10 protein-coding genes are annotated in these 11508 nt (G+C 67.3%); 5 read left to right on the top strand and 5 right to left on the bottom strand.

Annotated features, from left to right (window positions below; translation table 11 throughout):
* The first annotated feature begins 29 nt into the window (after window positions 1-29).
* Window positions 30-884 (top strand): hypothetical protein, encoded by an 855-nt coding sequence (locus tag ACLV8F_RS04215; protein ID WP_411882995.1) that lies wholly within the window; start codon window positions 30-32, stop codon window positions 882-884.
* A 115-nt stretch (window positions 885-999) separates the two neighbouring features.
* Window positions 1000-1995: a Bug family tripartite tricarboxylate transporter substrate binding protein gene (locus ACLV8F_RS04210; protein ID WP_411882994.1), complete on the top strand. Its 996-nt coding sequence runs from the start codon at window positions 1000-1002 to the stop codon at window positions 1993-1995.
* A gap of 42 nt (window positions 1996-2037) precedes the next feature.
* Here the strand turns inward: ACLV8F_RS04210 and ACLV8F_RS04205 are convergent, their stop codons facing one another.
* Window positions 2038-2214 (bottom strand): hypothetical protein, encoded by a 177-nt coding sequence (locus ACLV8F_RS04205; protein ID WP_411882993.1) that lies wholly within the window; start codon window positions 2212-2214, stop codon window positions 2038-2040.
* 181 nt (window positions 2215-2395) lie between these two features.
* Here ACLV8F_RS04205 and ACLV8F_RS04200 point away from each other — a divergent pair, with 181 nt between their 5' ends.
* Window positions 2396-3925: an ATP-binding protein gene (locus tag ACLV8F_RS04200; protein ID WP_411882992.1), complete on the top strand. Its 1530-nt coding sequence runs from the start codon at window positions 2396-2398 to the stop codon at window positions 3923-3925.
* 18 nt (window positions 3926-3943) lie between these two features.
* On the opposite strand, the gene ACLV8F_RS04195 is transcribed toward ACLV8F_RS04200, so the two are convergent.
* A complete protein-coding gene (locus tag ACLV8F_RS04195; protein ID WP_411882991.1) occupies window positions 3944-4366 on the bottom strand; it encodes a VOC family protein in 423 nt (140 codons plus the stop codon).
* 53 nt (window positions 4367-4419) lie between these two features.
* Between ACLV8F_RS04195 and ACLV8F_RS04190 the strand changes: the two genes are divergently transcribed.
* Complete coding sequence (locus ACLV8F_RS04190; protein WP_411882990.1) at window positions 4420-5280, top strand: metallophosphoesterase; 861 nt, start codon at window positions 4420-4422, stop codon at window positions 5278-5280.
* Between the two features lie 43 nt (window positions 5281-5323).
* Here ACLV8F_RS04190 and ACLV8F_RS04185 read toward each other — a convergent pair whose 3' ends face one another.
* Window positions 5324-5500 carry a hypothetical protein gene (locus ACLV8F_RS04185; RefSeq protein ID WP_411882989.1) on the bottom strand — a complete coding sequence of 59 codons (177 nt, stop codon included), beginning with the start codon at window positions 5498-5500 and terminating at the stop codon, window positions 5324-5326.
* A gap of 50 nt (window positions 5501-5550) precedes the next feature.
* Between ACLV8F_RS04185 and ACLV8F_RS04180 the strand changes: the two genes are divergently transcribed.
* Window positions 5551-6102 carry a hypothetical protein gene (locus ACLV8F_RS04180; RefSeq protein WP_411882988.1) on the top strand — a complete coding sequence of 184 codons (552 nt, stop codon included), beginning with the start codon at window positions 5551-5553 and terminating at the stop codon, window positions 6100-6102.
* 153 nt (window positions 6103-6255) lie between these two features.
* On the opposite strand, the gene ACLV8F_RS04175 is transcribed toward ACLV8F_RS04180, so the two are convergent.
* Both ACLV8F_RS04175 and ACLV8F_RS04170 read right to left on the bottom strand, forming a co-directional pair.
* On the bottom strand, window positions 6256-10320 hold the full coding sequence (locus tag ACLV8F_RS04175; RefSeq protein ID WP_411882987.1) for a PAS domain S-box protein: 4065 nt from the start codon (window positions 10318-10320) through the stop codon (window positions 6256-6258).
* 173 nt (window positions 10321-10493) lie between these two features.
* Window positions 10494-11429 carry a LysR family transcriptional regulator ArgP gene (locus ACLV8F_RS04170; protein WP_411882986.1) on the bottom strand — a complete coding sequence of 312 codons (936 nt, stop codon included), beginning with the start codon at window positions 11427-11429 and terminating at the stop codon, window positions 10494-10496.
* Between the last annotated feature and the right edge of the window lie 79 nt (window positions 11430-11508).

Below are 11508 nucleotides of genomic sequence, written 5' to 3'. Positions count from 1 at the left end.
TGCCTACCCCCACACCGCCCTACAAGAGCATGCCTCCCGTTCCCCGCAAAACCGCCGGCAGCAGCGGATCCAGCCGGTACGACACCATTGTTTTCCTGCTCCTGCTTTGCCTGCTGGTGGTCGCGGGGAGTGGCGTCGCGCGGTACCTCTACGTTGACCGGCCGGCAGCCAGGGCGCAGAAGGAATCGCAGTTGCTGATGCAGCGGCTGGTGGAGGAGAACCAGAAGAACCAGCGGCAACTCGAGTTGCGGCTGGCCGAAGCGAAAGCCCAGACCGAAGCACTGCGCGCCAACATGGAACTGATGAAGGCGGAAAGCCAGCAGGCCAGGGCTGTGGCCGAGCCGGCTCCGGAACCCGCCGCCAAGCCGCCCGCGCCGGACAACACCCGCAACGCCCAGGCGGCGGAGCGTCAGCGGCTGGAACGGGTCCGGGCCGTGGCCGAGCTGCTGGAATCGCTCACACCGAAACTGCAGGTCAGGTTCGATCCAAAGGTGATCTGGATGGACCACAGCGTCACCTTCGCCTTTTCCCTCACCAACGCAGGCCGCCGCGCGATTCGCGTCGCGCAGCCGCGCATCGCCTTGAAATTGCACCCACTGCCCAACATGCCGCCGTCCGGGCTGAAATCCAGCGACGTGCGGATCGAGGTTTGTCCCGCGGGGCCGATAGCGCCCGGAGAAACCCTCAATTGCAGCGGCGTCCTGCGCGCGGAAGCTTCTTTCACGGGCGTGGGGCACATCTCGTTCCAGGCCCTCATATCGTCACGCACCGATCTCCCAGGCGCCGGCGAAACCCTGAAGGCCTTGCGCGCGGCCCACAAGGACGCCGACCTGGAAAGCCGCATGGCCAGGGATGTGCCCGTCAGCGGGGATCTCTGGCGGTAAACCGGCTTGGGGGGCGAGAAGATGGCCCGGCGATGGGCATGACTGGCGGCGGTTGCGGACAGGGGCACAAATTTTGCGTGCAGCCCTGCATCCGAATCGTATGCAGGAGTACTTCATGTTCCAGACAGTCCCCAAGGCCGCGGGCCAATTTCCCCGGCGCACCCTGCTCAAGGCGCTCGCCGGCGGCGCGGCCTCCCTCGCCCTGCCCGCCTTCGCGGCCTGGCCCGACAAGCCCATCAAGATCGTCGTGACCTTCCCGGCCGGCGGCGCCAGCGACATCGTCGCACGCGTGATGGCCGAGCAGCTCGGCAAGAAGCTGGGCCAGGCGGTGGTGGTGGACAACCGCCCCGGCGCGGGTGGCAGCGTGGGCGGGCTGGTGGTGGCGCAGGCGCCGGCCGACGGCTACACGCTGATGCTGAGCAATTCGACACCGGTGTCGATCGGCCCTTTCGCGCTGGAAAAGCAGCCTTACGACCCGGTCGAGGGCTTTACCCACATTGCGCTGATCGGCAACGCGCCCTGCGTGGTGATGGCCAACCCGCAGGCGCCCATCAAGACGATGACCGACGTGGAGGCGCAGGCGCGCAAGCTGGGCCGGCTCGATTTCGGCTCCGGCGGGCCGGCGTCCATAGGCCACATTTACGGCGAGTTGATGAAAAAAGCCATGGGCGTGAACCTGCAACACATCCCTTACCGCGGCGGCGCGCCCATGACGACCGACCTGATCGCCGGCGTGATTCCGGTGGGGATTGATGTGCTGACGGCGTTTGTGCCTTACTTCAAGAGCGGGCAGCTGGTTCCGCTGGCGGTGACCTCGGCGGCGCGCTCGCCGCTGGTGCCGGACGTGCCCAGCGTGGTGGAGTTCGGCTACCGCAAGCTGGTGCTGGACAACTTCTTCGGCCTGAGCGGGCCGGCGCACATGCCGGCCGACGTGGTGGCGCGGCTGAACGCCGCGTGCAACGAGATCCTCGCCACGGCGGAGGTCAAAAAGAAGATGCTGGAACTGGGCATTACCACCCAGGCCATGAGCCCGGCGGCGTTCACCGGCTTTGTGAGGGAGCAGGTGGCGGTGCTGGCGCCCGCCGTGAAGGGCGCGGGTGTGAAGCTTTGAAAAAGCTTTGAGAGGGTGCCCCGCCTGCTGGCGGAGCGGGGTTCAGCGAACCACGCTGAGGTAGGCGCGGGCGGCGTCGCGCAGTTCCTGCGCTTGATGCGGGTTGCGGCCGGCACCGGCTTCGGCGCGTTCCATCAGGCTGTGGGCAACGCCGTGGATCGGGGCCACGCGGGTGGCGGAAGGCAGGAAACGGGCGATTTGGGAGAGCAGGGTGTACATGTCGAAATCACCCTGTAGCGGGTGAAAAGTTGCGATGAATCAAGAATAAGGGTTTTCCCTAGGGTTTCAAGCCTAAGACCGGTCAAAACCCATGCAAAACATGCATAGTTTGATCCGCCAGCCCGCATAGCCGGGGTTTAAGGGGAGGAAATCACACCCGGGGAGCGGCTATGCTGCCTGCATGTCCGACCCCTCTCCCGCACCGACAACGGCTTTGAGGCCCGCTTCGCTGCCGGGCGAAGAACTGCTGCGGCAGATAGCCGCCAACATCGACGCCATGCTCTGGTCCTGGGACCCGGCAGGCGAACGCATCAGCTACACCAACCCGGCTTTCGAGATTTTCTGGGGCCTGTCGGCCGACAAGCTGGCGGGCAAGCCCTGGCAATGGCTGGAGCAGGTCGACCCGGCGGACCGCGAGCGGGTGCGGCAGCTGCAAGTGGCCACCCTCAAGCGCACCGAGGAATACCGGGTGCGCCGGCCGGGCGGCGACATCGCGCGCCTGAGCCAGCGGGCGCTGCCCATCCACAGCCCCTCGGGGCAATTGCTGCGCATCATCCACCTGGCCACCAACATCACCTGGCAGCTCGACACCTCCAAGCAGCTGCGCGTGGAAATCGGCCGGCGCACCGATTCGGAAGCCAAGTACCGCGCGGTGGTCGAAAACGTCAGCGAGGGCATCCTGGTGACGGCCGCCGGGCGCATCCTGTATGCCAACCCGAAAGCGCTGAAGCTGACCGCGCTGGACGAGGAAACCGCCAGGTCGCGGCCTTTCATCGATTTCATCCACCCCGACGACCGCGAGCGGGTGATAGTCAACCACCGCAAGCGCCTGCGCGGCGAGACGGCCGAAAACCACTACCAGTTCCGCGTGCAGCACAGCCAGAGCGGCACACGCTGGCTGGAGATCAGCGCGGTGATGTTCGAGTGGGAGGGCAAGCCCGCCACGCTGAATTTCCTGACCGACGTGACGCTCAAGCGCCAGGCCGAGGACGAGATGCTCAAGGCGCTGGCGCACGAGCGCGAGCTGTCGGAACTCAAGTCGCGCTTCGTGGCCGTCACTTCGCACGAATTCCGCACGCCGCTGGCCGCCATCCTGTCGTCGGTGGAGTTGCTGGACACCTACGGCGCGAGCTTCCCGGCCGACGAGCGCCGGGAGCTGCTGGGGCAGATCAAGACCGCCGTGGCGCGCATGAACGGCATGGTCGAGCAGGTGTTGCTGACCAGCCGCCTGGAACTCGGCAAGTTCAGCTTCCAGGCCGCGCCGCTGGTGGTGCCCGACTGGCTGGTGCAGGTGATGGCCGAGCTGGAGCACAGCAACCCGCAGGCCGCGCGCGTGTCCCTCACCTGCGACGGGCTGGACGCGCCGCGCACGGCGGACCAGCAACTGCTGCGGCACATGGTGGTCAACCTGCTGGGCAACGCCCTCAAGTATTCAGACCCGGACACACCGGTGCGCTTTGCCGTCAGCGGCGTGGGCGGGCAGATACACCTGCGCATCAGCGACCAGGGAATCGGCATCCCGGAAGCCGACCTGCCGCGGCTGTTCGGCAGCTTTCACCGCGGCACCAACGTCGGCAACATCTCGGGCACCGGCATAGGCTTGCACATCGTCAAGGAGTGCGTGGACCTGCACCAGGGCGAGATCGAAGTCAGCAGCCGGCCGGGCCAAGGCACGACCTTCACGGTGCGGCTACCGGCGCCGCTGGCCTGACACACCGGGCCCTAGGCCCTAATCGGCCAGTTCAAACTGCGGGTTCCACGCCACTTCCCAGAGGTGGCCGTCCAGGTCCTGGAAATAGCCGGCATAGCCGCCGTAGAAGGTCGCGCCTGCCGGCTTGATGATTGCGGCGCCGGCTTTCGCCGCCTCGGCCATCACGGCGTCCACCTCTTGCCGCGAGGCCACGTTGTGCGCCAGCGAAAAGCCCGGCGCCCCGCGCTGCGAGGGTGGCAGGCCGGTGTCGTGCGCCAGGCTGGCGCGCGGCCACAGGGCCAGCTTGAGGCCCGGCTGCAGGTCGATGAAGACCACGGCGCCGTGCTCGAACTCTTTACCGACGATGCCGGGCGTCGCCAGTCCCATGCCGTCACGGTAAAAGGCCAGCGAACGCTCCAGGTCGTCAACGCCCAGTGTGATCAAGGTAATGCGGGGTTTCATGAAGGTTTCCTCCAGTGATAAGTCAATGGCGTATCTTCCCGCACAATCGGCGGGTGAACATCCAGCTCCTGTCCGACCTGCACCTCGAAAGCAACCCGAACTTCACGGCCACCCCCCTGCCCGGCGCCGACCTGCTGGTGCTGGCCGGCGACATCGGCTCTTACCAGCAAGGTTCCTTGCTGGCTGAACGGGACATCGCCGATTTCGGCCTGGCGCGGTTTTCGCCATTGCCCGTGGCGCAAGGCGGCGCGGGCTGGCCGGTGCCGGTGCTCTTCCTGCCGGGCAACCACGAGTACGACGGCCTGGACTTCAACGAGACCCATGCGCGCCTGCGCGAGACCTGCGAACGGCTGGGCATGGTCTGGCTGGAACAGGAAAGCGTGGTGCTGCAAGGCGTGCGCTTTGTGGGCAGCACACTGTGGACCGATTTCGACGCACTCAGCGGCGGCCAGGCCCAGGACGTGGACATCACACTGGGCGAACAGCTGAAGGCGCGCGAGAAAGCCTTTCGCGCGGCCAACTTCTACCTGAGCAAAAACCATTCATTCAGGGACGGGCAGCCGCTGCTGGCGGCCGACGTGCGCGAGCAGGGCCTGAAAAGCCAGGCCTGGCTGCGGCAGGCCCTGGCCGTGCCCTTTGACGGCCCCACGGTGGCCGTGACGCATTTCGCGCCCAGCCTGCTGAGCGCCGACCCGCGCTACGGCCTGGCGCCGGGCACGGCGGGTTTTTGCAATGCGCTCGATGATTTGTTGCCGCTGGCCGACGTCTGGCTGCACGGCCACTTGCACTGCGCGATCGACTACACCAGCCGCGGCTGCCGCGTCGTGGCCAACCCGCTGGGCTATGCGCGCAAGGGCGAGCAAGAGGGTTTCCTGCCCGGGCTGCTGATCAACATCGGCGATTCAAACCAATAGCACTCCTATTGAAGCGCGGCCTGTGCGCAAGTGCTCACTAAAGTCATAGCGCCGTGACCCTCAACACGGCAACGCTTTCTTTTTGAACTTCCCGCGCGCCGCGCAACCCAACCAGCATCGATGATGCGGCGGCGCGCAGCGATCCATGATCAGCCAAAGCGACAAACACTTTGTTCCAATTGTGGGTTTGCGCGCTGTCCGGCTTGCATGTATCTTGCATGAAGGGTTCATGCAAGACCTCTTGCACCGGACCCGCATTGGGAGAGCACCATGAAAAGCAATATGACCTATCTCGGCGCCTGGCTTGTCGCCGCCGCCCTGGCATTTGCGCTGGCGTTCGCGGCGCCCAACGAGTCCAGCGTGATGGGCCGCCTGCCCGCCTTCATGGCGCAAACCCTGCTGCGCCAGCCGGTCACCGTGCCCGAGGGCCTGCCCTCCGACCGCACGCTCGCCCTCATCACCTTCCAGCGCGGCCAGCACGCGCAGGTCGAGAGCTGGATCCAGGGCATGAATTTGAGGAACGACCCGTCCATCACCTGGATGCGCATGCCGGTGCTCAACGACCCCGGCACGCTGACGGGCCGCAGCGCGGTCGAAGACAAGCTGCTGCAGCGCTACCCCGCCGACACCGAACGCGCCAAGCTGGTGCCGGTGTTCACCGACCGCGCCAGCTTCATGCGCTCCGCCGGCCTCGATGCCGCAGGCCAGGTGTACGCCGTGGTGGTCAACCGCCAGGGCGACGTGCTGGCCCGCGTCGAAGGGCAGTTTGACGCCGACAAGGCGCAAACGCTGCGCGAAACTCTGCTGCAGCAGAGTTTCTAGACGGGCCCCCACGGTCGCTCACTTCGAGCCTGCGGCGGCTCCCTGCCCCTTGAACTGAGAAGGGGCCCGCTGCGCCTGCGGTCTGGCAAAGCCAGTCCCGCGGCCCCGGCTGGTATTAAACGGCTCGCTTCGCATCGCACCGGGGCGTAGCGCTCACAGTGTCTCTGCACCTAGGGTGAAATAGAAGGTGGTGCCGTGCCCGGGCTGGGACTCGGCCCATACCTTGCCGCCGTGGCGCGTGATGATGCGGTGCACCGTGGCCAGGCCTATGCCGGTGCCGGCGAATTCCGAGAGTGAGTGCAGGCGCTGGAAAGCGCCGAAGAGTTTTTCGACGTAGGCCATGTCGAAGCCCGCGCCCTGGTCGCGCACGAAGTACACCGTTTCGCCGTCCTTGCCGGTTTCATGGCCGAAGCTGATGTCGGTGCAGGCCTGCCGGGCGCTGAACTTCCAGGCGTTGCCCAGCAGGTTGTCGAGCACCTGCTTGAGCAGCCGCGGGTCGCCCTGGCCCGCCAGGCCGGGCTCGACGTGCAGGTTAGCCGCGCGGTCGGGCTCGCGCTCGCGGTAGCCGGCCAGCAGGGCCTGGGCCAGGGCGCTGAGGTCGACGCGCTCCCAGCGCAGGCTGGAGCGCGACACCTGCGCCAGCGTGAGCATGGCGTCGATCAGCTCGCCCATTTGCGAAACCCCCGCGCGTATGCGCGCCAGGTAATGCCGGCTGCGCTCGGTCAGCGGGCTGGTCTCGGCCCTGGCCATGGCGCGCTCGAGAAGGTCGCTGAAACCGTCGACGGCGCTGAGCGGGCTGCGCAGGTCGTGCGACACCGAATAGGAAAACGCCTCGAGCTCCTTGTTGGCGAATTCGAGCTGCGCGGTGCGCTGCTGCACCCGCTCCTCGAGGCTGGCATTGAGCCGCAGAATCTCCTCGCGCGCGCGTTTGCGTTCACGGATGTCGGTGTTGGTGCCCAGCACGCCGTTGACCCGGCCCTGCTCGTCGCGCACCACCGTCCAGCGGGCTTCTATGCACACCACCGAGCCATCGCGCGCGCGCTGCTCCATCTCGCCGCTCCAGTCGCCTTCGCTGGCCAACGTGCGGGCCATGCCGTCGATCAGCACCTGCGGGTCGCTGTACATCAGGTCTTCCATGGTCTTGCCGAGCACTTCCGCAGCCGTCCAGCCGTAGAGGCGCTCGGCGCCCTTGTTCCAGAAGCGTATGGTGCGGTCCAGGTTGCGGACCATGATGGCGTCCTGCGCCCGGTCCAGCAGCGAGGCCTGCTCGCGTATCTTGATGACGGCCTGGCGCTCGGCTTCCTGGCTGCGCCGGCGCTCCAGCCGCACGCGCAGGCCGATGACGCCGAAGGCCAGGTTGTCGGCAAGCTCCTGCAGCAGCCTGACTTCGTCGGCGCCGAAATCCTGCGCCTCGCCCGAGTACAGGCACAGCACGCCGAAGCTGCGCGGCCCGTCGCGCAGCGGCAGGCAGATGGCGCTCAGGTAGCCGCGGCGCAGGGCATCCACGTTCCAGTAGAAACGGCTGTCTATCAAGCCGATGTCGCCGGTCTGCTGGGGCTGCCCGGTGCGCACGGCCAGGCCCGCCGGGCCCTGGCCGGTGATGTCGTCGTCGCGCCAGCTCAGGCGGATCGCCGCGAGGTAGCCGTCGTCGTCGCCGGCATGGGCCATGGGCTGGATGCTTCGCCCCGCGTCGTTCTGCGCGTAGCCCACCCAGGCCATGCGGTAACCGCCCGCGTCGAGGGCCACGCGGCACACTTCGGCCAGCAGTGCGGTTTCCTCGTCCATGCGGTTGATGGCGATGCAGGAGCGGCTGAGCATCTGCAGCGCGCGGTTGGTGCTGGCCAGCGCCAGCTCGGCGAGCTTGCGTTCGGTGACGTCGCGCGCGGTGCCGACCACGCGCTCCAGCACGCCGGAGGCATTGAACACGGGATAGGCATGGTCGCGTATCCACCGCGTCTTGCCGTCCTTGGAGAGGATGCGGTATTCGATGTCCGACATCTCCCCGGCGCGGTTGCGCTGCCTGGCGAGCGCGAGCGCTTCCCGGTACTCGGGCAGCGCGGCCTCGCCGTACGACGTCGGGTCGGCGTACAGGCTTTCGCGGCTGCGGCCCCAGATCTTTTCGTAGCCGGGGCTGATGTAGAGCAGCCGGTCGGCGCGGGGATCGACGTTGTAGAAAACGTCGTCGATGTTTTCGGCCAGCTCGCGAAAACGCGCCTGGCTGCTGACCAGGGCCGCTTCGGCGCGCGCGCGCGCCAGCGCGATGCCGGCCAGCCGCGCCGCGGTGGCGATCAGTTCCAGCTCCCCGGGCAGCGGCCTGCACGGGTAGGCGCGGTAGATCGCGAAGGTCGCGAGCACCTCGCCGTTGGTCGACACCACCGGCATGGACCAGCAGGCGCGCAGGCCGTGCTCCAGCATCAGCTCACGATAGTCCCGCATCAACGGGTCGGTCTCCACGTCTTCCACCACCACCAGCTCGTTGCGAAACGCGGCGGCTCCGCAGGCGCCCACGCCCTCGCCGATCCGCACGCCTTCGAGGGCCTCGTTGTAGCCGGCGGGCAGGCTGGGCGCCACGCCCAGCTGCAGTTTGCCGTCCTCGACGAGCAGGATGGAGCAAATGCTCTCCGGCGAACTCTCTTCGCTCAGGCGCACGATGGCTTGCAGCGATTGCGCCAGGGGCGCGCCGCCAGCGATCAGCGCCAGCACCTGCTCCTGCGCACGGGCCAGGTTTTCGGCGGCCTTCATGGCGGTGATGTCGTTGAACACGGTGATGCCGCCTATCAGCACGCCGGCGGCGTCGCGCAGCGGCCTGGCGCTGATGCGCAGCACACGGTCTTCCACGCCGGGACGGCGGATGACCAGGTCGCAGTTGTCGATGTTGATGCCGCGGGTGGCCCGCGACAGGGGCCGGTCCTCCGCGGCATAAGGCGTCTTGCCGTCCAGCATCAGCAGCTCGTGGCCGCGGCGCCAGTCCTCCACCCGCATGCCGGGAGCCGGCACGGCGGAATACAGCGCCCGCGCGGCCGCGTTGAACAGCAGGAAGCGGCCTTTGGTGTCGGCGGCGATCACGCCCTCGTTCATGCTGTTGAGGATGAGGTCCAGCAGCGCGCGCTCCTTGTCGACGCGGCCCAGCACGGCGTCCAGTTCCCGCTGCCGGGCCTGCAGCGACTCGGCCATGCGGTTGAAGGACAAGCCGATCTCGCCGAGTTCGCCCTGGTACAACGGGCCCATGATGACGCGCGCGCCCAGGTTGCCCTGGGCCACCTCGTTGGCCTCTTTGAGGATCGCATGGGCGGGGTTGACGATCAGCCGGTTGCCCATCCACCAGGCGCAGGCCACGCCGAACATCGCCACCACCAGCAATACCAGCAGTTCAACAATCAGGTCTTCGCGGCTGGGCGCGGTGATCAGCGCGTTCGGGACACTGATCGCCACGAACAGGCCCTCGCGCCCGCCGCCCGACACAGGCGCCACACCATAGACCTGCGCGGTTCCCCCGGCGTCGGCCGCGTGCAGCACACCCTGCCGGCGCTCCCGGGCGGCCTGCTGGATGACAGGGTCCGGGTGCGGTTTCCCCACCCAGGCCGGCTCGGGGGGCGAAACAGCCAGCACCGTGCCGTCACGGTCCATCACGGCCAGCCTGGCGCCGGGCACGGCCGGCGCGTCCGCCAGCGAATCCGCCAGGCCGTCCAGGCTCAGCACCGCGAAGGCGACGCCGCTGATGTTCCCCGCATCGTTGCGCACCGGCACCGCAAAACCGATGCCGGGCCGCCCGCTGGCGCGGCCTATGGCATAGCGCCCCACGGCAAAGCGCTGGCCCGCCATGACCTGCTGGAAGAAAGGCCGCTGGTCGGCCTTCAGATTGGCAATGGCGTCCAGCGCGTCGCACAGCATGGTGCCGTCCGGCGCGGCCAGGCCCAGGTTGGTGAATTCGGGGTGTTCCTTGTGCAGGTTTTTCAGGTGCTGGCCGCACAGGCCGGGCGCGGGGTTCTTGATGTGCGGCCCGCTGGCGAGGCCGTTGAGCAGCTCGTGGACCATGTCCACCGAGCGCTGCTGGCGGGCCGACAGCATCAGGACTTCCGACAGCAGATCGGACTGCGCCAGCCGCAGCGCGGCCCTGTGGCCCTGCTCCGCCGAATAGACAAGCAGGCCGAAGACGGGGAGCAGCGCGAGCAGCACCAGCAAAACCAGACGGGTACGCAGCCCCAGCCATCCCAGCATCCCTGTTACCTTGTGCCTTTCAGCGCCATGCCGCGCCGCCGTGCGTCCCGCATCGCCCTTGCAGTGTGCGCACCTGCCCGCCTTTTGTAAATGGGATTAGCCCCCGGCCCGAGGGCATGGCGCGCATCAAGCCTGGTACGAATGGCGGTGCGGCAAGCCAAAGCGGCCGCGCGTCAGGGCACCAGCGACTGCGCGGCCGACTGCTTGAGCGCCGCGGTCAGCGCGTCCAGCACCTCGGACTCCAGGTTCCAGCAGTGCCAGTAGAGCTGTATCGGCAAGGTATAGGCGGGCGCCACGTTGGCGAGCTGGCCCTGGTCGATCAGGCCCTGCGCCAGCAGCCGCGGCACCACGCTGACGCCCCAGCCCGCCAGCACGGCGCGCACCTGTCCCTCCGAGGAGGGCACAAAGAGCTGGTTGAGCGTGACGCGCTTGAGGCCGAAGGCCTTGCCGACGAACTCGCTTTGCATGTCGTCCTTGCGGTTGAAGGCCACAAAGGGGACTTCGCGGAAATTGTGGGCCGTCAGCACCGGATCGGTGCCCGTGGCGGCCCCCTTGCCGAGCCGCTCGCGCGCAAAGGCGGGCGCGGCCACGGCGACGTATTCCATCGCGCCCAGTGTCACGACCTTGCAGCCGCGCAAGGCCTGCTTGAGCGTCGTGACGCAGCCCAGCACCTGGCCTTCGCGCAGCCATTCGTGGGTGAAGTCCTGGTCGTCGGTGATGATTTCCATGGGCAAGCCCTGCTGCGCCAGGTCCGTCAGGGCCTGCATGGCCCAGGTGGCGATGCTGTCGGCGTTGATGGCGATGGAAATGCGCTCTTCCTCGCGCGCGCCGCCCAGCGAGCTGGGCGCCAGCTCCTTGAGGTCGCGCTCCAGGTCGGCGCGCAGCAGGCGCAGCATCTTGGTGTGTTTCAGCAACAGCTGGCCGGCCGAGGTGGGCTTGAGCGGGCGGCTGCGCACGATCAGCACGGTGCCGACCTGGGCCTCCAGCGCCCTCAGGCGCTGCGAAACCGCCGACTGGGTGATGGACAGGCGCTGCGCCGCGCGCTCAAAACCGCCTTCTTCCACGATGGCCGCGAGGCATTCGAGCGCATCAGGATCAAAAGTACTCATCCCGCTTCCCTTTTCTCTATTAGCTGTTCTGATGTTTTCACTGAGAGTTTAATTTTTCTATTAATTGAAAGCAACATCC

It is taken from the genome of Polaromonas sp. YR568 (assembly GCF_943369675.1).
Classification (GTDB): domain Bacteria; phylum Pseudomonadota; class Gammaproteobacteria; order Burkholderiales; family Burkholderiaceae_C; genus Polaromonas.
Note: the sequence above shows the minus strand (reverse complement) of the source record. Positions and strands in the feature narration are given on the sequence as shown.

What these genes read in the sequence shown, in the direction of transcription:
- ACLV8F_RS04175 (WP_411882987.1), bottom strand. Translation starts at nt 10,320, where the DNA reads ATGCTGGGATGGCTGGGGCTGCGTACCCGTCTGGTTTTGCTGGTGCTG.
- ACLV8F_RS04195 (WP_411882991.1), bottom strand. Translation starts at nt 4,366, where the DNA reads ATGAAACCCCGCATTACCTTGATCACACTGGGCGTTGACGACCTGGAG.
- ACLV8F_RS04200 (WP_411882992.1), top strand. Translation starts at nt 2,396, where the DNA reads ATGTCCGACCCCTCTCCCGCACCGACAACGGCTTTGAGGCCCGCTTCG.
- ACLV8F_RS04170 (WP_411882986.1), bottom strand. Translation starts at nt 11,429, where the DNA reads ATGAGTACTTTTGATCCTGATGCGCTCGAATGCCTCGCGGCCATCGTG.
- ACLV8F_RS04180 (WP_411882988.1), top strand. Translation starts at nt 5,551, where the DNA reads ATGAAAAGCAATATGACCTATCTCGGCGCCTGGCTTGTCGCCGCCGCC.
- ACLV8F_RS04210 (WP_411882994.1), top strand. Translation starts at nt 1,000, where the DNA reads ATGTTCCAGACAGTCCCCAAGGCCGCGGGCCAATTTCCCCGGCGCACC.
- ACLV8F_RS04215 (WP_411882995.1), top strand. Translation starts at nt 30, where the DNA reads ATGCCTCCCGTTCCCCGCAAAACCGCCGGCAGCAGCGGATCCAGCCGG.
- ACLV8F_RS04205 (WP_411882993.1), bottom strand. Translation starts at nt 2,214, where the DNA reads ATGTACACCCTGCTCTCCCAAATCGCCCGTTTCCTGCCTTCCGCCACC.
- ACLV8F_RS04185 (WP_411882989.1), bottom strand. Translation starts at nt 5,500, where the DNA reads ATGCAAGATACATGCAAGCCGGACAGCGCGCAAACCCACAATTGGAAC.